Genomic DNA, 19,586 nt, shown 5'->3' with positions numbered 1-19,586 from the left:
CCTCCTTCTACAGCTGTAGAAGAGTAATACTGCCTGCGGACCAACGGGAAGGGGGAGCGCCATGACGGCGCGGGCGAACCGGGTCACGACGTTGACCGACGCGGCCATCGAACTGATCGCCGACGGTGGCATGCGAGCCCTGACCCACCGGGCGGTCGACGGCCGCGCCGGAGTGCCGCCGGGCACCACCTCCGCGTACCTGCGGACCCGTCAGGCGCTGATCGAGGCGGTCGTGGGCCGGCTCGCCGAACGGGACCGGGCCGACCTGGCCGCGTACGACCTGCCGACCGACCTGCCACCCCCGGCGCCCGCCCCCCGGCTCGACAGCGCCGACCTCGACGCGCTGGCCGCCGGCGTCGCCGAGGTGCTCGACCGCTGGTTGAGCACCGGACGCAGCCGAAGCCTCGCCCGCTACGCCTGCCTGCTGGAGGCGGTGCACCGGCCCGAGCTGCGCAGCATCCTGCAGCACGGCACCGGCCTGCGGATGCAGGCCCGGGACCTACTGACCCGGGCCGGGGCGACCGACCCCGATCGGCAGGGGGACCAGTTCGTCGCATTCGTGGACGGGCTTCTCTTCGACCGACTGGCCGGCGCGGGCGCGCTCACCGCCCCGCAGCCCGGCAGCGCGGCCAGCCGCGCCGACCTGAGCGCCGCCGTCCGCACGCTGTTGCACGCCCTCACCGGAGGCTGACCCGCAGACCGCAGACCGTCGAGGCGGGCCCGGCGGCGCGGTCTGTCGAGAGCGTGGGCGCGCCGGCACCCGGGCGGGGGTGCCGGGGCAGCCCGGTGAGCAGGTCCGACGCGTGATGGGAGACGATCACCTCGGATACCGTGGGCCGCCGGCGTGGTGCGGTGGGTTGGCCTTTGGAGCTGAATCGTTTACGACATCGAGCCAGATCCGTTTGCGACATCGAGCTTGATCCGTTGACGGCCGCGAGCTTGATCGTTTGCGGCATCGCGCCTGATTCGTCTACGGCATCAGCTCCAAAGGGGAAGCGGACGGGCCTACGCAGGTGGGCCGGCGGTGTCGTGGGTTGGCGGTGGTGCCGGGGGTGACGGCGTCCCAGGCTATGACCCCGGGGTTCGCCTCGGCCGCCCGGCCCGGCAGGGCTGGGCAGGGGCAGGGGCGGACCGGGGCGCGTGGCGCGGGTGGGGAGAGGTTGGGCGATGGTGCGGTTCAGCGGCCTGCGGACGGCCGGCGGGCGGCTGCGGCACGGCTGGCGGCCGGTGCTGGAGGCGACCGTTTCGGCGACCGTGGCATGGCTGCTGGCCACCCGGTTGCTCGGGCACCCACAGCCCTTCTTCGCGCCGGCCGCCGCGCTGATCGTCCTCGGTCAGGCCCGGGGGCAGCGCATCCGTCGGGCCGTCGAGGTCGTCCTCGGCGTCGCCGCCGGGGTGCTCGTCGCCGACCTGGTGGTGCAGGCGCTCGGCCCCGGCAGCACCTGGACGGTCTTCACCGTCATTCTGCTCACCGTTCTGCTCGCGGTGGCCTTCGGCGCCACCGGCGTGACGCTGGTGCAGGCGGCGGTCTCCGCCCTCTACCTGGTGGTGGTCGCACCGCCGGACGGGTCGCTGGTGCCGTTCCGGTTCGTCGACGCGCTGGTCGGCGGCGCGGTCGCGCTCGCGGCCAGCCTGCTGGTCGACGCCCGGCATCCGCTGGCGCCGCTGATCGCCGAGGTGCGGCGGACCTTCGACGAACTGGCCGGGTTGCTGGGCAGCATCGCCGACGCGCTGGATGACCGCGACGAGCCGGCGACGGTGGCCGCGCTGCGGCAGGCGCGGGGGATGGACGCCCGGGTGGCCGGGCTGCGCGACGGAGTGCTGGCCGCCGGTGAGGCGCTGCGGCTCAACGTCCGTCGACGCCGGCACCTCGGTCGGCTGCGCTCGGTGGACGAGTCGATCCGGCAGATCGACTACGCGGTCCGCAACGTCCGGGTGCTGGCCCGCGCGGGCGTGACCCTCAGCCGGTCGCACACCCCGGCCCCGCCCGAGTTGGGCGCCGCCCTGCGGTCCCTGGCCGAGGCGGTCCGTTCGGCCGGAGCCGCCCTCGCCGCCGACCTGAACGGGGAGGAGGAGACCGCCGACCGGTACGCCACCCGGGCCGACGAGTCGGCGTTGGCGGCCGTGCGCGTCGCCGGGCACCTCTTCGGCTCCACGCAGACCCTTCCCCTGGCAATGATCATCGGTCAGGTCCGGGCCACCGCCATCGACCTGCTGCGCGGCGTCAACCCGCAGGACGACGCCGCCGTCCTCGCCCGCGTCGACGATGCCCTCGGCCTCCCCCCGATCTGACGTCCGCACCGATCACTGCGGTGTCCCGGCCCGTGGGGGATGGGCGGTGAGCCAGGTGACGGCGGAATCCCGGATCGGGGTGGGGATGTCATGGCCGCCGGGGAACTCCTCGTAGGTCACGTCGTAGCCGAGGCCGTGCAGGTGGGGTACGAGGCGGCGGCTGCACACGTCGATGGGCAGCACCCGGTCGTCGACGCCGTGCGAGATGAAGATCCGGGGTCGACCGTGGGTGACCGGTGGCGCGGCGAAACCGGGGGAGAAAGCCAGCACCGCGTCGATCAGATCGCCGTTCGCCAGGCCCAACGACAGTGCGTAGGAAGCGCCGTCGGAGAAGCCGCCGACCGTCACGTCGGACACCGGGTAGCTGTCGAACACGGTCGCCAGCAGCCCGTCGATACGCCCCACGTCCGCCCCGAAGCCACCGGCGATCAGGTCCCAACTGGCCGCCGACGAGTCCGGGGCGACCAGCAGCAGCCGCTGCGCGTCCGCGACCGGCAACAGCAGGTCCAGCCCCTGTCGCGCCGAGCCGCCCGCGCCGTGCAGGAGCAGCACCAACCGGTACGCCGAAGCGTCGGTCGCCGGCTCCGGGGCGTACCCGAGGGCCAGCCGATCGCCGTCGGGGCCGGTCATCGGCACGAGCCCGGTGCGGCCCGGCGTCCCCGGCGGGTGGCGGCGGGCGGTCAACCGGCCGTCGCGGGGGCTCGGCGGCGCGTCCCAGTGCGACGGCGCGGAGTCGGACACGTCTCGGTGCTCCTCGCGGTGGACGAAAGGTCCGACGCGGTTACCCGGCCCGTCCGGGGTTAACCGTCGGCGTCCTGCACCGCGCGTCGACTCAGGCGCTGGCCCGTGCCACCAGGGCGGACGGGAAGAGGGTCACCGGAGCCGCCGGGCGCCCGTCCAACAGGGCGGTCGCCGCCGCGGCGGCGATGCGGCCCACCGGATGACTGGCCGTGGTCAGCGCCGGGGCGGTCATCCCGGCCAGCGGAATGTCGTCGAAGCCGGCCACCGCCACGTCGGAGGGCACCCGCGCACCGGCGTCCCGCAGGCCCGCGATCACCCCGAGCGCGGTGTCGTCGCTGATCGCGTAGATGGCGTCGATGTCCGGCCAACGGCGCAGCGCCTCGCCGGCCGCCGTCCGGCCGCGCGCCGCCCGGAAGTCCCCGGGGAGGATCCGTTCCGGTAGGCCCGCCTCGGCCATGAGCCGACGGTACGTCCGCACGGGGCGTTGCGCGCAGGGCAGCCACCGGGGGCCGGTCACCATGGCGATCCGGCGGCGACCCGTGGCGTACAGGTGGCGCAGCACCGCCTCGGAGCCGGCCGCGTTGTCGACGTCGAACGACGGCACGGCCGCTGAGCCGACGCCGATCGAGACCACCCGACCGTGCAGCGACCGGGGCACCGCCTCCAGCAACTCCTCGGTGGTGTTGACCAGGATCACCCCGCACACGCTGCGGTCCCCGTCGAGTTGGTCGAGGCTGCGGGGGTCGCCGAACGGCAGCCAGTACAGCGCCACCCCGACACCGGCGGGCGTGCACACCCGGGCGGCGGCGCCGACCACCTGGTGCACGTACGGGTCGTCCAGCACCGCGGCGCTGGTGCCCAGGACGGCCACGGCCAGGCGTACGCCGCCGCCGCGGACCAGCGCCCGGGCGGCCGGGTTGGGCACGTAGCCGAGCTGGTCCACGGCTGCCGTGACCTGTCTGCGGGCGGCCGGTGAGGCGAACCCCGTGCCGGCGACCACCCGCGACGCGGTGGACCGGGACACCCCGGCAACCCGGGCCACGTCCTCAAGAGTGGCCGGTCGGTGTGCCGCTGTCGTCATCGTCGCCTCCCGGGGTGGCTCGTCCGGTCGGACAATCGCCTGCGCACATCATGCCCCGGCCGAAACAGCAGCGGTAAGGGGCGGTTGCCGGTTGTGGTGGTAGCGCTCTCAGGTGTGCGATCGTGCCAGGAGATCACCCCGAGAAAGAGGACCCACCCTCGTGAGCGCCCCCACCAGTCGACCCGAAACCCGCGACACCGCACCGCTGACGGTGCGGACGGTGCGGCTCGCCCGCAACGGCGTCGCTGGCACCTTCACCCTCAACGGGCTCGCCGTCGGCAGCTGGTTCTCCCGCGTCCCGGCGGTCCGTGAGGCGTTGGACCTCTCCGCCGGCCGACTCGGGCTGCTGCTGTTGGCGATGAGCGTCGGTGCGCTGCTCGCCATGCCGACCGCCGGCCTGCTCGCCCAGCGATTCGGCGCGGCCCGCACCGTCACGATGGCCACCGCGTTGGTCGCGGTCGGCCTGACGGTGGCGGGGCTGGGCGCCACGATGACCGGTTCGTTCGCGGTCGTCGCCGTGGGGTTGGTCGCCTTCGGCTACGGCTCCGGCGCCTGCGACGTGGCGATGAACGTCGAGGGCGCGGCGGTGGAACGGCGGCTGGGCCGTACGATCATGCCCCGCTTCCACGCGGGCTGGAGCCTCGGCTCGGTGGCCGGAGCGGCGCTCGGCGCGGGGGCGGCCCGGTTCGACGTGTCGGTCGGCGCGCACCTGGTGGCGGTGGCGGTGATCGTGTTGACCGGCACCGCGCTCGCCGCCCGGACCTACCTGCCGGTGGGCAGCGACCACCCCGGCGACCCGGCGGACGCCACCCCGGCCGCCCGGCGCCGGGCGCAACTCGCCGCCTGGCGGGAACCGCGCACCCTGCTGATCGGGCTGTTCGTGCTGGTGGCGGCCTTCACCGAGGGCGCCGCCAACGATTGGCTGGCCGTTGCGTTCATCGACGGACGGGACCTGAGCGAGGCGGCCGGCGCGGCGGTCTTCGCCGTCTTCGTGGTGGGCATGACCGTCGGGCGCACCGCCGGCACCGTCGCGTTGGACCGGTGGGGTCGGGTGCCGGTGCTCAGCGCCACCATCGGGCTCGCCGTGGTCGGCGCCGGCCTGGCCGTACTGGCGGGTTCCGGGCCGGTGGCCATCATCGGCGTCGCGCTGTGGGGCCTCGGGGCGTCACTGGGCTTCCCGGTCGGGATGAGCGCGGCGGCCGACGACGAGGCGCACGCGGCGGTGCGGGTGAGCGTGGTCGCGGTGATCGGCTACACCGCGTTCCTCGGTGGCCCGCCGTTGCTGGGGCTGATCGGCGACCAGGTCGGCACCCTGCGGGCGCTGCTGGCGGTGCCGCTGCTGCTGCTGCCGACCCTGTTGCTGGTGCCGGTGCTGCGCCCGCCGCACCCGGCTTCGTCCGCCATAAGAAACTAACCCACCCCGCCGCCGGGCGGTATCGGGTGTGTGGCCGACTGCGCCGCGCACCCGTGCTGGTTACGGTCGCCCGATGCCAACCGACAAGATCACCGCCGCCGGGGCGGGCACCTGGACCCTGGGCGATCGCACCGTGCACAGGATGGGCTTCGGCTCCATGCGGATCACCGCGAACCCCGACCGTGACCGGGCCGTCGCCCTGCTGCGCCGCGCCGTGGAGCTGGGCGTCAACCACATCGACACGGCCGCGTTCTACGTCTCGCCCGGCGGCACCCTGCGCGTCGGCACCGGCCCGGCCCGCTACGCCACCGAGTTGATCCGCGCGGCGCTCGCCCCGTACCCGGAGGAACTGGTGATCGCCACCAAGGTCGGTTTCGGGTACGACCCGGAGGCGGGTTTCACCGAGGCGCTCACCGCAGCGCAGTTGCGGGCCCAGGTCCAGGAGAACCTTCGCCGGCTCGGCCGCGACCAGCTCGACGTGGTGAACCTGCGCCTCGGCCGGGGGTCGGGCCCGGTGCCGCTGGCCGACCGGTTCGGCGCGCTCGCCGAGATGCGGGCCGAAGGGCTGATCCGGCACCTCGGCCTCTCCAACGTCCGCCCCGAGCAGCTGGACGAGGTGGCCGGCATCGCGCCGGTGGTCTGCGTGCAGAACAACTACGGGGTGGACGCCTACCGGGAGCAGGACGCGCTCGTGCGGCTCTGCGGTGAGCGGGGCATCGCCTACGTGCCGTTCTTCGCCCTGGCCGGCACCGGGCGGGAGGCGGGCGTGAACGCCACGCGCAGCGAGGCCGTCGAGACGGTCGCCCGCGCGCACGGCGTCACCCCGCACCAGGTACGCCTCGCCTGGACCCTGCACCAGGGCCGCCACGTGCTGGCCATCCCCGGCACCGCGGACCCGGAGCACCTGGTGCAGAACGTGGCGGCCGGTGCCCTGCGCCTGACCCCGGAGGACCTGACCCAGCTGCGGTGACCGGCCGCCCCGCTACCGCTCAGGCCCGCACGACGTGGACGACGACCTCGTAGCCGTTGCCCACGGTGCCGGAGAAGCCCTCCGACAACGCGTCCACCACGGTCAGCTGGAGCGCGAGGGTCTCGTGCGCGATGAGCAACTGATGCGTGGCGATCGCCGCCGCCACCTCGGCGGGGGCGGCGATCGCCACCGTGATCCGGTCGGACACCTCGAAGTCAGCGTCGCGGCGGGCCTGCTGGACGATGCGGACCACATCGCGTGCGACGCCCTCGGCGGCCAGTTCGGGGGTGATCTCGGTGTCCAACGCGATCGTCGCGCCGCGCTGGGACTCCACCACCCAACCGGTGCGCGGCACCTCCGTGATCAGGAGATCGTCCAGGCCCACCTCGACCTGGTCACCGTCGACCGACAGCGGGTACGTCCCGTTCGCGCGGACGCCATCGACCAACTCCCGGGCGGCCACGCCGGCGATGGCCTTCGCGACGTGCTGGGTGCGGTTGCCGAACCGGCGGCCCAGGGTCCGGAAGTTCGCCTTGACCTGCACGTCGATGACCCCGCTCTGGGGATCGAGCGGTTCGAGGACCTTGACGTTCAACTCGTCGCCGATGTCGTCCAGCAACGCCTGCGGGAGCACGGTGCCGGCCGGCAGCCCCACCAGTGCGCGGCGCAACGGCTGACGGATCCGCAGACTGCTCGCCTTGCGCGCGGACCGGCCCGCCTCCGCCAACGCCCGCGCCGCCGCCACCTGGGCCGACAACTCCGTGCTGATCAGCGCGGTGTCGGGGGTGGGCCAGGTCGCCAGGTGCACCGACTCCGGGGCCGACGCGGCCCCCCGCCGGACGACCTGCTGCCACACCTCCTCCGTGACGAAGGGAATGAACGGCGCGAGCAGCCGAGTGAGGATGTCGAGGCACTCGTACAGGGTGGTGAGCGCGTCGGGGTCGCCCTCCCAGAAACGCTGCCGCGAGCGCCGCACGTACCAGTTCGACAGGTCGTCGATGAAGTCGGCGAGCAGTCGGCCGGCGCGCGCCGTGTCGTAGTTCCGCATGCGCTCGTCCACGGCGGCCGCGAGGGCGTGGACCTCGCCGACGATCCAGCGGTCCAACACCGGTCGCTGGGCGACCGGCTGCGCCAGGTGCGGCGCCCACGTCGAGTTGGCCGCGTAGAGGGAGAAGAACGCCGCGGTGTTCCAGTACGTCATCAACACCTTGCGGACGATCTCGTCGAGTGGGCCGGGCCCGATCCGGCGCGGCGACCACGGTGAGCCGGAGCAGGCCATGAACCAGCGCACCGCGTCGGCGCCGTGCGTGTCCATCAACGGGATCGGCAGCAGGATGTTGCCCAGGTGTTTGCTCATCTTGCGGCCGTCCTCGGCCAGGATGTGCCCGAGGCAGACGACGTTCTCGTACGGGGACCGGTCGAAGACCAGCGTGCCCACCGCCATCAGCGTGTAGAACCACCCCCGCGTCTGATCGATCGCCTCGCAGATGTACTGCGCCGGGTAGGTGCGCTCGAAGATTTCCCTGCTACCCGGCACGTGGGGGTAACCCACCGACGCGAACGGCATCGCTCCGGAGTCGTACCAGGCGTCGATGACCTCGGAGACGCGGGTGGCGGTCCGGTCGCAGTCCGGGCAGGCGAAGGTGATCTCGTCGACGTACGGGCGGTGCGGGTCCAGCTCGGACAGGTCGGCGCCGGCCAGCTCTCCGAGTTCCGTACGCGAACCGACAGCGGTCACGTGGTTGTCCGGGCACCGCCACAGCGGCAGCGGGGTGCCCCAGTACCGGGAGCGGGACACCGCCCAGTCGATGTTGTTCTTCAGCCAGTCGCCGTACCGGCCGTGTTTGATGTGCTCCGGGAACCAGTTGGTCTTCTCGTTCTCCCGCGTCAGCTCGTCGCGGACCTCGGTGGTCCGGATGTACCAGGATGGCTGCGCGTAGTACATCAGCGGGGTGTGGCACCGCCAGCAGTGCGGGTAGGGGTGCTCGAACGGCTCATGCCGGAACAACCGACCCGACGTGCGGAGACGGTCGATGAGCAACGCGTCGGCGTCCTTGAAGAACACGCCGCCGACCAGGTCGATGCCGTCGTTGAACCGCCCGTTCGGGGCGACCGGGTTCACCAGCGGCAACCCGTACGCGCGGCACACGGCGAGGTCGTCCGCGCCGAAGGCCGGCGCCTGGTGCACCAGGCCGGTGCCGTCCTCGGTGGTGACGTACTCGGCGAGGACCACCCGGTGTGCGTCCGGGATGTCCACCAGGTCGAACGGTCGCTCGTACCGCAGACCCTCCAGGGCCGACCCCGGCACGGTCGCCAGGATCTCCGCCTCGTCGCCGAGGACCCGCCCGGTCAGCGGTTCGGCGACGACGAACGTGCCCTGCTCGGTGCGGGCGACCGTGTACGTCACGTCGGGGTGGACGGCGACGGCGGTGTTGGACACCAGGGTCCACGGGGTGGTGGTCCAGATCAGCAGGTCGACGCCGCGGTGTCCGGCCACGTCGCCGCGCACCGGGAACCGCACGTACACCGACGGGTCGGTGACCGTCTCGTACCCCTGCGCCACCTCGTGGTCGGACAGGGTCGTGCCGTCGCGGGTGCAGTACGGCGCGACCCGGAAGTCCTCCACCAGACGTCCGCCGTCGTGGATCTGCTTCAGCGACCACCAGACGCTGTCCACGTACTCCGGTGACATCGTCTCGTACGGATGCTCCAGGTCGATCCAGTAACCCATCCGCTCGCTGAGCTGGACGAACTCGTCGACGTGCCGAAGCACCGAGGTGCGGCAGTGCGCGTTGAACTCGGCGATGCCCATCTTCTCGATGTCGGGCTTGCCGCCGAGGCCCAGTTCCTTCTCGACCGCGAGCTCGACCGGCAGGCCGTGACAGTCCCACCCGGCGCGGCGTGGCACCGAGAAGCCCCGCATCGTCCGGTACCGGGGAAACAGGTCCTTGAAGACCCTCGCCTCGATGTGGTGGGTGCCCGGTGTGCCGTTGGCGGTCGGCGGCCCCTCGTAGAACACCCACGGCGTCCCGTCGGCCGTCTGCTCCAGGCTCCGGCTGAACACGTTGTTGGCCTGCCACCACTCGATGACCGCACGGTCCAGCACCGCAAAGTCGATCTTGGTGGGTAGTGGCACGAATGGCGACTTCGACGGACCGTCCGGCACCGACACTCTCCCTACACTCCACATCCGCTCACGCGGGCATCAGCTCACTGCCCACGCGGGGACGAAGCGCCGGGCGTAGGGCCAGGACTCCGCGGTACCACCCCGCTTGCGCCCCGACCGTGCGGGCGCCGCTCGATTTCCGCGACGTGACGTGCCGCTACGTCCGGTTCTACTGAGGCAGCGAGCTGCCCGTTCTTCCGGAGGCTCCCCGGTGATGGCCGGATCGGTGCCGATGCCGTGCAGCATAGCGGTCCGTGCGGAGGACCCGTGGCCGGAGCGCTAGCCGTGCAACCAGACGCGCAGCGGACCGGTGGTGGCGAAGCCAGCGGAGAGCGCCGGCGTCAGGTCCGGGGTGGTCTCGTAGCCGACCAGCGGCGCATCGGGAACGGTGGCGCACACCGCGCCCCAGATGTCGCGGGAGCAGTCGGTGCGGGTGAACAGGTTGGAGACACCGTACGGACCGCCACCGCTGAGCACCGCCCCGCCGGTGATCTCACCCCGGTGGTCGTGGCGGGCGAGCACCCGTACCCGTGGGTCGGCCAGGAGCGCGGGCCGGAACAGGCTCCCACCGCCCTGTGCCGCCGCCCAGGACGCCAGGCCGTCAGTGGTGGTGACCGGGTCGAGGGGTGCGTCGCCCGGCAGGTCCGCTGGTCGCCGGTGGATCCACTGCGCGTCGAAGAGCACACGGAATCCGTACCCGGACAGGTCGAGGTCGGCGAAGCTGTCCTTCACCGACGCGCCGGGCCCGGCGTCGATCCGGGCCAGCAGGGCCTCGGCGTCGACGCCCGGTCGCAGGGTGACCGCGTCCGGGTACCACGGAGGCGAGCGGCGGGGGACAGACCAGGCGTCGGCGTCGGTACGGCCGACCAGCCCATGGCTGCCGCAGACGATGTCGCACCACTCGGCGTTGTTGCGGGCCGCCGTCCGCACGTCCTCCAGCACGTCAGGGAGCTTAGCCAGGGTCAGCGAAGCCGGGTGACCAGGACCCGGCCGCCCTCATGGACGCCGCCGTCGATGGCGATGACCCTGCCGTCGGCGTACCGCAGCGCAGCTGTGACATCCTGCGGTGCCACACCGAAGTGCTTGGTGAGGGTGCTGTGGCCGTGGACGAGCACGTTGCCCCCGAGCGTGCGCAGCATCATCGACACCCGATCGTCCGGGCTCGCCGGCGTGGCGTCCCGAAAGGCGCCCCGATCGCTCATCCGGCCACAGAGGGTCAGCCAGGTCGCGGGATCGCCGGAGTCGAGGGCCGTGGTGACCGCCGCGTTCACGGTGGCCACACTGGAGCCGAACTCCAGGTATCGGGCGGTGTCGGAGTGCACCAGCAGGAACCCGTCGACGACCGTGACCGCGGGCAGCCGCGTCATCCACTCGACATGTGATGGCGTCAGCTGATGAAGGTCCTTCTCACGTCCGCCGAACCGGGCCCAGCCACCCCGGAACCCGCCGGGCTCGTCCCAGCCGGCAACGGGCGTGGTGCCGAACCAGTGCGCGGCGAGCAACTGCACCTCGTGGTTGCCCACCAGGGCCCCGAGGTGGCCACCCGCCGCACGTGCCGAGACGGCGAGCCGCTGGACGTCGTTGATGACGCCGATCCCGTCCGGGCCGCGATCGACGTAGTCACCGAGCAGCCACAACCGCGCGCCGCCCCCGGACCACTGGCCGGTGCTGTCGACGAGCCCGGCCTCGCGAAGTGCCTCCCAGAACTCGGACCGGTGACCGTGGATGTCCGCCGCCACGTACAGCGGCGTCATGCCGCTGCCGCCAGCTCACCCAGGTGGATCGCCGCGTGCCAGTACGGCTCATGACCCGGGACGGTCATGACGTGCCGCGCCAGCTCGCCCATCGACCGTGACGTCCCGTCCGATAGATTGACCGGCGCCGACCACCGCTGTTCATCGTATCGGCTCAGGTCGTCGATCAGCGCTCCCCGGGCCACCAGGTCACGCAGCGATTCGCAGAAGTGGCCCAGAGGGCCACCCCGCACCCGATACCCTGCGGACAGCTCCTCCTCGGTGCGATCCGCGGTCCGGTCCATCAACACGTCCCGGTCGGCGGCCAACCGCCGAACCGTCTCGTCGAGCGTCACCATGGCCGCCACGGTAGGGGGCACCGCTGGCCGGCAACCAATGCCTGCCAATCTTTGGCAGGGAATCAGCGACGGAGCACGTCGAGCAGATCGGCTCCAATCGTCTGGATGGCGGACGCCTCCAGGGAGTACCGGACGAAGCGCCCGGCCCGCTCCGCGCGAACCAGTCCGGCGACGCGCAGGGTGGAGAGGTGCTTGGTCACCGCGGTCTCGTCGAGGCGCCAGAGCCGGGCGATCTCCCGCGCTGACCTGGGTTCGACAGCTATCGCGCGGCACACCTCCAGGCGCGCTGGATGAGCGAGCACGTCGAGCCGCCGCAGCGTCAGTCGCCGATCGGCCGCACGCTCCGGCGGCGGGAACGGGTAGTGCACCACCACCGGTCGGTTCGCCTCGTCGGCGACGTACACATGTGGGGCGCCGAACACTGTGGGGACCAGCACCAGCCCGCGTTCGGACACCGCCAACGACTTGCTCTGCACCTTGTCGACGGTGACGCGGCCGTCCTCACCGATGGCCACCGCAGGAGACAGGCCAGACAGCACGGCGCGGAGGTCGCCGCCTGCACCCAGGCGCGATCGTGCCCGCACCTCACCACCCAGCGCGGGCTCGATCTGGCTCCACTCAGCCGCGAAGAAGGCCGACCAGCAGCCGTCCAGAATGTCGATCACGGCGGCCTGCGCCGCGGCGGGCCTCTCCAGGAGCAGGCGCACCGCCCGTGTCGCCCCAGCTCCCCGCGCCCGCGACAGCGCCATCAGCTCGGCACCCACGCGATGATCGGCCACGTCGGCGGATCGACCGCCCACCCGCAGCAGCGGCCGAAGCATCGCGGCGGCGAACTGCCGGGGAGGCATCCTCCGGAGTGCCGCCACCGCCTGAACCCAGTCGAGGGTCGGCGGCAGCGTCGGATCCGCGAACACCGTCGCACGGACGGCTCGCACCGCGAACGACCATGCGTTCAACTCTGCGGCCAGGTCGTCCGGCAACTCACCGAGGACCCGCTCCGCCCACTCTGCACGCTCGGGGTGATGCTCGGTGCCGACCAGCACATGCCATGCCCAGGCCAACTCCAGCAACGGCGAGACCGCGAACGTCACCGCTGTGGATCGATTCGCAGGGAGCTGAAAGGTGATCGGCACGACCACACCCTAAGCGGCGGTGACGGCGGGGATGGGCCAGGACCATCGCTGAGGCCGGGTCAGGTCAGGGGGCGTAGACCAGGTCGATCGTGTCGGTGTGCCCGGACCAGCTCAGGTCGAGGCGCCAGCAACCGGCCTGGGGCAGATCGATGATCGACGGGCCGGGGCCGCCGGCGACCTCCCGGATCACCCGGGTGTCGGTGCCGTCCAGCCGGGCGGTGATCACCAGGGTCGCCGGCGCGGTCGGGTCGGGTGAGGTGGTGTCGGCACGGGCCACCCAGAGGATCTTGTTGTTCGACCCGTCCTCGCGAACCTGGCGCAGGGGATGGGCGAACAGCACCGCCACGATGTCTCCGTTCGCGCTGAAGACGTGCGGGACCCTCGCGTCGCCAGAGAACCCGGTACGCGCCCAGTCGGGTAGGGACCCGGTCTCCACCCGTGCCGCGCAGGGGGCCGGGGTGCTCGCCGTGGTGGTGGCTGTGGTGGCGGCCGGTGCGGCCGTCCCGCCGCTGGCCGTGCTCGTGCACCCCGCCAGCAGGACCACCGATGACACCAGCAGCATTCTGCCCCGTGAACCCATCTCCACCCCTTCCGATACACCGGCCGTCGTATCTTCAGGACACCGGCCATGGCCGGCAGGTTCCCCCTTAGCGCAGCGAGCGGGCGATCTCGATCGCCTCGGCCCTGGCGAGGTGGCCCTCCAGCCGGTAGCTCACCTCGTCGTCCTGCCAGATCAGGGTGGCGGCGGCCAGTCGGGCGGTCTCCCGCCGGATCCCGCCCGCCCGGTCCACGTAGGACAGCACGTGCGGGCCGTCGACCCAGACGGCGAAGTCGCCGTTGACCTGGACCCAGTCCGCGCCCGGCGGGGTGACCTCCTTGTGAAAGGCCAGGTTGAGGTGACCGTCGAACGCGTCGACGCGCAGCGCACCCCCGTCGTAGAGCAGCGTCGCCACCCGGTACCTGCCGGTGGCGTCCGGGTCGGCGACCAGCACCCGCTCGGGTGGGCCCAGCTTCGCCGGCAGGCGGATCGGAAACCGTACCGCCCGTTGCGCCTCGTCCAGGGCGACGGCCCGCTGACCGGGCAACGGCGACGCGGCGCCGACGGGCGGCACCGGGGCCGGCGAGGTGGCGATGCTGACGCCGGCGAAGCGCAGCAGCCCCGTGACGACCTCGGCGATCGCGGCTCGTGTCGACGGCAACACCGCCACCAGCAGGGCGACGAGCGCCGCCGCGGCGAGCGAACGCCACCGCCACCGTCGGGGCGCGGGCGTGCTGAGCCGTACGCGGACGCGGGCCGTCACATCGGGCGGATCGGGGGTGTCCAACCAGGCCGAGAGATCCCGCAGTTCCCTTTCGAGGTCACCCATGCCGGACCTCCGCACCGTCGAGCAAGCCACGAAGTTTCGCCAGCGCCCGGGACGTGCGCGACTTCACCGTGCCCCGGGGCCAGCCCAGAGCCGACACCGTCTCCTCCTCGCTGAGATCGAGGAAGTACCGACACACGATCACCTCGCGGTCGCGTACCGGCAGTTGTCGCAGTGCCTGCACCAGCGACGCCCGGCGCTCCCCGGCGAGGACCGCGCCGACCGCGTCGTCCTCGGCGATCTCGGAGGTCGGGTCCGCTGCCGCCGCGCGCAGGACGAGCCCGTCGCGCCGGCCCCGGGAGCGGTGCAGGTTGCGGGTCTCGTTGGCGACGATCGCGAGCAGCCACGACCGGAAGGACGCCTCACCCCGGTACCGGGACAACTTTCGGTACGCCTTCACGAACGCCTCCTGGATGACGTCCTCGGAGTCCGAGCCGGCACCGAGCAGCACCGCCGTCCGGTACGCGGACGCGGTGTGTCGGGCGACCAGGAGGTTGTACGCCTCCAGGTCACCGGCCCGGGCGCGGGTGACGAGCGCGTCGTCGTCCAGGGGGACCTCCGTTCGGATCACACTCATGACACCGCCCACCCGCCACGGGTTCCACCCGGTTTTCGCGACGCCGGTCAGCGCTCTCCCATCCGGCGTGCAGCGTATTGCCAGGAATCGGTGCTGCACTGGAGGGACGTCGAGGAGAGGGGCGGGGCATGAGCTGGTTCAACCGCCGAGCACGGGGTGCCGAGGCGACCCCGACCAAGCTGGACCGGGAGGCGACCCGCGACGACCTCGCGGCGCTGGAGGCGTTCGTGGCCACCCGGCGGGGCGTGGAGTTCTACCTGGAACCGGAGACGACCGCGACGGACACCACGGTGGTGGCGATTGCCCACGACGGCGAGTGGATCCGTCGTCGTACCGGAACGCCCCGTGCGGCGGGGGCCATCGCCCGCAAGCACGCGGTGCCGCTGTACGAGGCGGCACGCACCGGCTACCCCGAGCGGATGCGGACCTGGAGCCGGGCCCACCCGGAACGCCACGCCCGCTGAGGCTCGTTCGTTCAGGTGGTCTCGACGGCTGACCGGGCCTGCTCAGCCGTCATCGGCTCGGCGTGGCTGGAGACGTACCACAGGTAGTCGTCCTGGAGCAGTCGGCGGACCAGGACCAGGTCGAGGCCGTCGTCGGGTCGGCGCAGGTGTGCCGGCGGCGGGTAATAGCAGTCGCCCAGCAGCATGACGCCCGAGTCCGGCACCAGCACGATTGTCGAGTCCGGGGCGTGCCCGCCTCCGACGTGCCGCAGCCCGACGCCCACCGGCAACTCGTCGACGTCGGCGAAGGTCCGGGTTGGCGGCAGGACGGCGAAGTCCGCCCAGGAGTCCATCGCGCGTGCGCGCGCCCGGAAGCTCGGGCCGAGGCGGGGATTGGCGCGTACCTGCTCGTCCAGGTAGTGGTGGCTCCACGGCCGGGCGGCCTCCGTGCGCAGCAGCGGCACTGCCGTCTCATGTCCGACGATCTCCACCCCGGGCCAGGCGCACGCTCCCCAGACATGGTCCCAGTGGTGGTGGGTGTAGACGAGCCAGCGCGGCTGCGGCAGCCCGGCCGCCGTGAGCGCGGCCTGGATCTCGCGGGCGTGCGTGGGGCTCTGCCCGGCGTCGATCAGCACACTGCCGCGCTCGTCGGCCACGACGGCGACGCCGGCCTGGACCGCCTCGGGGTCGGGATCGCCCGGGCAGACCCAGACACGGCCGGCCAGATGCTGGAACTGCGGGACGGCCATGGTGATCGAACTCCGACATTGATTGCGGATCACTGGTCTGGTTTGCCGATCCTAGGTCAGCACACCGTCGGGCACCGTCCTCCCGGACAGGCCGGCGCAGGCAGCGCGCGACGTCACAGTGTGGTGCCCGGGCGTCTGCCGCCCGGGCACCCCGACTCTCCGACGACTACTCGCTGCGGGCGGTCTCCGGCCCGGTGATGCGTTCCAGCAGTGGCAGGGTGGAGGCGATGACGCCGAGGCAGGCGGCCAACCCGACGACGACGATCACGTAGAAGCGCGGCTGCGGCGCGACGAGGGTGTAGTCCATCTGCGCCCGCAGGAACAGGTGCGCGGCGAGCAGACCCATTCCGATGGCGACGGCGGCGACGGCGAGCATCGGTACGGCACTCTCCAGGGCCACCACCCGACGCAGCACCCGCACCGGCGCGCCACTGAGGCGCAGCAGACTGAACGGGCGTCGGCGTTCGGTGAGGCCGCCGATGACGCTGACCGCGAGGCTGCACCCGCCGAGCGCGAGACTGGCCACGATGACGACGTTGGCCAGTTGCTCCCAGCCGCGCAGCGTGTCGGCGAAGTCCGACTCGAAGTCGCCGGGCACGTTCGGCCCCACCCAGAAGGTCGGGAAGGCGATCTCCAACACGGTGCGGGTGCGCTCGATGGCGGTGGCGGAGCCGTCCGTGCCGACGACGATCGACGTCACCGGGAGCCGCTGGAACTCGTCGAGCGTCAGCGACGCGGCGGGCCAGACCGTCGCGGACGACGCCGACTCCCGCCAGTGGCTGAGGCCCAACGGCACCTCGATGACGTTCGCGCCGTCGGCGCACCGGCCGTACGTGCTGGGAAGGTCGGTGCACGCGATCACCCCGACCTCGCCGCCGTCCATCATGGTCGGGTTCTCGCGGATGGCGGTCGCGGACCGCACGCCGGGAATCGCCCGCAGGTCGGCGAAGAGGGTGTCCGGCACCGTCGGCGTCTTCTCGTCGAAGACGGTGGTGACCGTGCCCGCGTCGGTCGAGCCGACCGGTGCCGGGCCCCGGTTCGCCACGATCGTGGTGATCACGCCGACGGCGACGCTCGTCACGAAGAGCGCGAGCATGATGCCGCTGATCGCCCGGAAGCCGGCTTTCGGGTTGTCGGCCAGGCGTCGGGCGGCGATGAGCGCAGCCGGGCGGTTGGCGTACCGGGCCATGATCCGGGCGCCGACCATCGTCAACCAGGGGCCGGCGAAGACCAGGCCGACCATGATCAGCAGCAGCCCGGGTAGGAACACCGCCGCCTGGCCGTCGGACGTGGCGGGCCGGAAGCCGATGGCGAAGACCAGCACGGCGACGCCGAGCACCATGGGGATCAGCCGATACGCGCGCGGGGCGCGGGGGGTGACCCGCCGGGTGACGCCCAGCGGGGAGATCCGTACCCGGCGCAGCGAGACCTGGGCCGCCAGCGCCGCGCCGGCCGGGACGCCGAGCGCCACCAGCAGGACGTCCAGCACGCCCAGGGACATGTCGCTGGGGAAGAACGGCATGCCGGTGAACGGGATGCCCGCGAGCGGGTCGCGGAAGGCGTAGAAGAGGGCGAAGCCGACGGCGGTGCCGGCGACGGCGGCGGCGGCCGCCTCCACGGCGGCGACCGTCGAGATCTGCCGAGGTGTTGCGCCAACCAGGCGCATCGCGGCGAAACGCTGCTCGCGGCGGGCGGCGCTGAGCCGGGTGGCGGTGCCGATGAAGATCAGCACCGGGAACAACAGCCCACCGGCGACCACACCCAGGATGAGGTTCATCGTGGTCTCGGGCAGCGCGCGGGTGTTCCCGATGCTGGTGATCTGCCGCGCGTTGGGCAGTGTGGCGACCTGGTCGGGGGTGCCGCCGGCGATGACGAGCAGGGTGTCCGGCGAGGTCAGCCCGGCCGGGCCGACGGTGCCGAGGTCACGTCCCGGGTAGCGGTCGCGCAGCTGGTCGGCCGGGTGGGCGGCCAGCAGGTCGCGGAACGCGGGCGAGGCGTAGTACTCCCCGGGACCCGGGGTGCTGGGGATGCCGACCGGGGTGGGCGAGGTCGCGCCGGTGGCGGCGACGTCGATGCGGATGATCTGCTCGCCACGGAAGTAGTCGTCGCGCGTCGACCACCACAGGGGGTCGGTGTGACCGGCCGTCGAGGCCTGGGGATACAGCGACGCGTACCGGGTGAGTTGAGCGTTGACCGCGTTGACCCCGGCGAGGGTGGTCAGCAGCAGACCGCTGCCGACCGCGACGGCGGCGGCGATGACGATCAGGCGGGTGAGCGCCTCACGGCCGCCCGCCACAGCGAGGCGGAGCCCGAAACGGATCATGAGGCGATCCGGTCCGGCGCGTTGACGCGCCCGTCGCGGACCATGACCTCACGGTCGGCGTACGCCGCGATCCTGGCCTCGTGGGTGACCAGGATGACCGTGGTGCCCTGCTCGCGGGCGGCGCTGACCAGCAGGTCCATCACCTGCTCACCGGTGAGTGAGTCGAGCGCGCCGGTCGGCTCGTCGGCGAAGAGCACCTGCGGCTCGGCGACCAGGCCACGGGCCAGGGCGACGCGTTGCGCCTGCCCACCGGAGAGCTCACCCGACCGGCGCTGCTCCAGGCCGTCCAGGCCGAGGCGCGCGAACCAGGCGCGCGCCTTCGGCAGCGCCTGCGACCGGTGTACGCCGCTGAGCAGCAACGGCAGTGCGACGTTCTCCACCGCGGTGAGCTCGGGGACGAGCTGACCGAACTGGAACACGAAACCGAACCGGTCCCGGCGCAGGCTGCTGCGCTCGGTCTCGGCCATGGCGTGGACCTTCGCTCCGTCGAGGAGGATCTCGCCGGAGTCGGGCACCAGGATGCCGGCCAGGCAGTGCAACAGGGTGGATTTGCCGGAGCCGCTGGGGCCCATGATGGCGACGATCTCGCCCGCCTCCACGGCGACGCTGGCGCCGCGCAGGGCGGGGGTCTGGCCGAAGGAGAAGGTCACCTCGCGCGCTTCGATCATGATGCTCACGACCGCACCTCTTTCCGTAGGGCGTCCAGGCGGGCGTTGGTCATCTCGATCCATCGCAGGTCCGCCTCCAGGTGGTAGAGGCCGTGGTCGGCGAGCAGCGCGTCGACCAGGTTGCCGGCGCGTTTGATCTCGGTCAGCTCACGCATCCGGCGCAGGTGTGCGCTGCGCTGGGTGTCGAGGTATTCGCCGGCCGGCCGGTCCAGCATCAGCGCGAGCACGACCTTGGCGAAGAGCACCGTCTGCAGGTGTGGTTCCGGGTCGACCGGCTGGGTCAGCCACTGCTCGACCTCGGTCGCGCCGACGTCGGTGATGATGTAGCGCTTGCGGTCGGGCCCGGCGCCCGGGGCGACGTCGCTGATCACCACCTTGCCGTCGCGGGCCAGTCGGCTGAGGGTGGAGTAGACCTGGCCGAAGGGCAGTGGCTTGCCCCGGCCGAAGAAGGCGTCGTAGTCGCGCTTCAGGTCGTATCCGTGGCTGGGCTCTCGTTCGAGGAGGCCGAGAAGGGTCAGTGGCACGCTCATGCCAGCAGACTACACCGAGGGTATACCTCGCGTATATACCCTC

20 protein-coding genes are annotated in these 19,586 nt (G+C 72.3%); 5 read left to right on the top strand and 15 right to left on the bottom strand.

The window, feature by feature from the left end:
* The first annotated feature begins 61 nt into the window (after positions 1–61).
* Positions 62–691, top strand: a complete 630-nt coding sequence (locus tag EV382_RS09350; protein ID WP_130401176.1) for a TetR/AcrR family transcriptional regulator — start codon at positions 62–64, stop codon at positions 689–691.
* Here EV382_RS09350 and EV382_RS32670 read toward each other — a convergent pair.
* The gene (locus tag EV382_RS32670) at positions 678–821 is read right to left on the bottom strand and encodes a hypothetical protein (protein ID WP_165435751.1); all 144 of its coding nucleotides are present in this window, start codon (positions 819–821) and stop codon (positions 678–680) included. The genes EV382_RS09350 and EV382_RS32670 overlap by 14 nt on opposite strands.
* A 346-nt stretch (positions 822–1,167) precedes the next feature.
* On the opposite strand from EV382_RS32670, the gene EV382_RS09345 reads away from it, so the two are divergent.
* Positions 1,168–2,292 (top strand): FUSC family protein, encoded by a 1,125-nt coding sequence (locus EV382_RS09345; protein WP_130401175.1) that lies wholly within the window; start codon positions 1,168–1,170, stop codon positions 2,290–2,292.
* A 12-nt stretch (positions 2,293–2,304) separates the two neighbouring features.
* Here EV382_RS09345 and EV382_RS09340 read toward each other — a convergent pair whose 3' ends face one another.
* Both EV382_RS09340 and EV382_RS09335 read right to left on the bottom strand, forming a co-directional pair.
* Positions 2,305–3,033 (bottom strand): alpha/beta hydrolase, encoded by a 729-nt coding sequence (locus tag EV382_RS09340; RefSeq protein WP_130401174.1) that lies wholly within the window; start codon positions 3,031–3,033, stop codon positions 2,305–2,307.
* 91 nt (positions 3,034–3,124) lie between these two features.
* Positions 3,125–4,114 (bottom strand): LacI family DNA-binding transcriptional regulator, encoded by a 990-nt coding sequence (locus EV382_RS09335; protein ID WP_130401173.1) that lies wholly within the window; start codon positions 4,112–4,114, stop codon positions 3,125–3,127.
* A 160-nt stretch (positions 4,115–4,274) separates the two neighbouring features.
* On the opposite strand from EV382_RS09335, the gene EV382_RS09330 reads away from it, so the two are divergent.
* Positions 4,275–5,528, top strand: a complete 1,254-nt coding sequence (locus EV382_RS09330) for an MFS transporter (protein WP_130401172.1) — start codon at positions 4,275–4,277, stop codon at positions 5,526–5,528.
* A 73-nt stretch (positions 5,529–5,601) separates the two neighbouring features.
* On the top strand, positions 5,602–6,498 hold the full coding sequence (locus EV382_RS09325) for an aldo/keto reductase (protein WP_130401171.1): 897 nt from the start codon (positions 5,602–5,604) through the stop codon (positions 6,496–6,498).
* 19 nt (positions 6,499–6,517) lie between these two features.
* Here the strand turns inward: EV382_RS09325 and ileS are convergent, their stop codons facing one another.
* The 8 genes from ileS to EV382_RS09285 form a co-directional block, all read right to left on the bottom strand.
* The gene (gene ileS, locus EV382_RS09320) at positions 6,518–9,664 is read right to left on the bottom strand and encodes an isoleucine--tRNA ligase (RefSeq protein WP_244236604.1); all 3,147 of its coding nucleotides are present in this window, start codon (positions 9,662–9,664) and stop codon (positions 6,518–6,520) included.
* A gap of 279 nt (positions 9,665–9,943) precedes the next feature.
* On the bottom strand, positions 9,944–10,606 hold the full coding sequence (locus EV382_RS09315; RefSeq protein WP_130401169.1) for a hypothetical protein: 663 nt from the start codon (positions 10,604–10,606) through the stop codon (positions 9,944–9,946).
* Positions 10,607–10,626: 20 nt separating this feature from the next.
* Positions 10,627–11,418 carry a metallophosphoesterase gene (locus tag EV382_RS09310; protein WP_130401168.1) on the bottom strand — a complete coding sequence of 264 codons (792 nt, stop codon included), beginning with the start codon at positions 11,416–11,418 and terminating at the stop codon, positions 10,627–10,629.
* A complete protein-coding gene (locus tag EV382_RS09305; protein ID WP_130401167.1) occupies positions 11,415–11,756 on the bottom strand; it encodes a hypothetical protein in 342 nt (113 codons plus the stop codon). Before EV382_RS09305 ends, EV382_RS09310 begins: the two co-directional genes overlap by 4 nt.
* 62 nt (positions 11,757–11,818) lie before the next feature.
* Entirely contained in the window at positions 11,819–12,889 is a 1,071-nt protein-coding gene (locus EV382_RS09300) for an ArsR/SmtB family transcription factor (RefSeq protein WP_130401166.1), read from the bottom strand.
* A gap of 64 nt (positions 12,890–12,953) precedes the next feature.
* A complete protein-coding gene (locus EV382_RS09295) occupies positions 12,954–13,451 on the bottom strand; it encodes a hypothetical protein (RefSeq protein WP_244236920.1) in 498 nt (165 codons plus the stop codon).
* Between the two features lie 85 nt (positions 13,452–13,536).
* Positions 13,537–14,256 carry a hypothetical protein gene (locus EV382_RS09290; RefSeq protein ID WP_130401164.1) on the bottom strand — a complete coding sequence of 240 codons (720 nt, stop codon included), beginning with the start codon at positions 14,254–14,256 and terminating at the stop codon, positions 13,537–13,539.
* Positions 14,249–14,830, bottom strand: a complete 582-nt coding sequence (locus EV382_RS09285) for an RNA polymerase sigma factor (protein WP_130401163.1) — start codon at positions 14,828–14,830, stop codon at positions 14,249–14,251. Before EV382_RS09285 ends, EV382_RS09290 begins: the two co-directional genes overlap by 8 nt.
* Positions 14,831–14,958: 128 nt before the next feature.
* Between EV382_RS09285 and EV382_RS09280 the strand changes: the two genes are divergently transcribed.
* Positions 14,959–15,294 carry a hypothetical protein gene (locus EV382_RS09280; RefSeq protein WP_130401162.1) on the top strand — a complete coding sequence of 112 codons (336 nt, stop codon included), beginning with the start codon at positions 14,959–14,961 and terminating at the stop codon, positions 15,292–15,294.
* A gap of 11 nt (positions 15,295–15,305) precedes the next feature.
* On the opposite strand, the gene EV382_RS09275 is transcribed toward EV382_RS09280, so the two are convergent.
* The 4 genes from EV382_RS09275 to EV382_RS09260 form a co-directional block, all read right to left on the bottom strand.
* Positions 15,306–16,022, bottom strand: a complete 717-nt coding sequence (locus EV382_RS09275; protein WP_130401161.1) for an MBL fold metallo-hydrolase — start codon at positions 16,020–16,022, stop codon at positions 15,306–15,308.
* Between the two features lie 166 nt (positions 16,023–16,188).
* Positions 16,189–18,345: an FtsX-like permease family protein gene (locus tag EV382_RS09270; protein WP_130401160.1), complete on the bottom strand. Its 2,157-nt coding sequence runs from the start codon at positions 18,343–18,345 to the stop codon at positions 16,189–16,191.
* Positions 18,342–19,022, bottom strand: a complete 681-nt coding sequence (locus tag EV382_RS09265; RefSeq protein ID WP_130401159.1) for an ABC transporter ATP-binding protein — start codon at positions 19,020–19,022, stop codon at positions 18,342–18,344. The genes EV382_RS09270 and EV382_RS09265 overlap by 4 nt, the downstream gene beginning before the upstream one ends.
* Positions 19,019–19,543 carry a PadR family transcriptional regulator gene (locus tag EV382_RS09260; protein ID WP_130401158.1) on the bottom strand — a complete coding sequence of 175 codons (525 nt, stop codon included), beginning with the start codon at positions 19,541–19,543 and terminating at the stop codon, positions 19,019–19,021. The genes EV382_RS09265 and EV382_RS09260 overlap by 4 nt, the downstream gene beginning before the upstream one ends.
* Positions 19,544–19,586: the final 43 nt, after the last annotated feature.

Origin of the sequence: Micromonospora violae (assembly GCF_004217135.1) — a bacterium.
Classification (GTDB): domain Bacteria; phylum Actinomycetota; class Actinomycetes; order Mycobacteriales; family Micromonosporaceae; genus Micromonospora; species Micromonospora violae.
The sequence above is the reverse complement of the archived record's forward strand: the minus strand, read 5'-3'. Positions and strand labels throughout refer to the sequence as shown.

Bases quoted from the DNA above. Each gene is read 5' to 3' on its own strand.
- EV382_RS09350 (WP_130401176.1), top strand. From the start codon at position 62: ATGACGGCGCGGGCGAACCGGGTCACGACGTTGACCGACGCGGCCATC.
- EV382_RS09345 (WP_130401175.1), top strand. From the start codon at position 1,168: ATGGTGCGGTTCAGCGGCCTGCGGACGGCCGGCGGGCGGCTGCGGCAC.
- EV382_RS09335 (WP_130401173.1), bottom strand. From the start codon at position 4,114: ATGACGACAGCGGCACACCGACCGGCCACTCTTGAGGACGTGGCCCGG.
- EV382_RS09325 (WP_130401171.1), top strand. From the start codon at position 5,602: ATGCCAACCGACAAGATCACCGCCGCCGGGGCGGGCACCTGGACCCTG.
- EV382_RS09310 (WP_130401168.1), bottom strand. From the start codon at position 11,418: ATGACGCCGCTGTACGTGGCGGCGGACATCCACGGTCACCGGTCCGAG.
- EV382_RS09305 (WP_130401167.1), bottom strand. From the start codon at position 11,756: ATGGTGACGCTCGACGAGACGGTTCGGCGGTTGGCCGCCGACCGGGAC.
- EV382_RS09295 (WP_244236920.1), bottom strand. From the start codon at position 13,451: ATGCTGCTGGTGTCATCGGTGGTCCTGCTGGCGGGGTGCACGAGCACG.
- EV382_RS09290 (WP_130401164.1), bottom strand. From the start codon at position 14,256: ATGGGTGACCTCGAAAGGGAACTGCGGGATCTCTCGGCCTGGTTGGAC.
- EV382_RS09285 (WP_130401163.1), bottom strand. From the start codon at position 14,830: ATGAGTGTGATCCGAACGGAGGTCCCCCTGGACGACGACGCGCTCGTC.
- EV382_RS09280 (WP_130401162.1), top strand. From the start codon at position 14,959: ATGAGCTGGTTCAACCGCCGAGCACGGGGTGCCGAGGCGACCCCGACC.
- EV382_RS09275 (WP_130401161.1), bottom strand. From the start codon at position 16,022: ATGGCCGTCCCGCAGTTCCAGCATCTGGCCGGCCGTGTCTGGGTCTGC.
- EV382_RS09270 (WP_130401160.1), bottom strand. From the start codon at position 18,345: ATGATCCGTTTCGGGCTCCGCCTCGCTGTGGCGGGCGGCCGTGAGGCG.
- EV382_RS09260 (WP_130401158.1), bottom strand. From the start codon at position 19,543: ATGAGCGTGCCACTGACCCTTCTCGGCCTCCTCGAACGAGAGCCCAGC.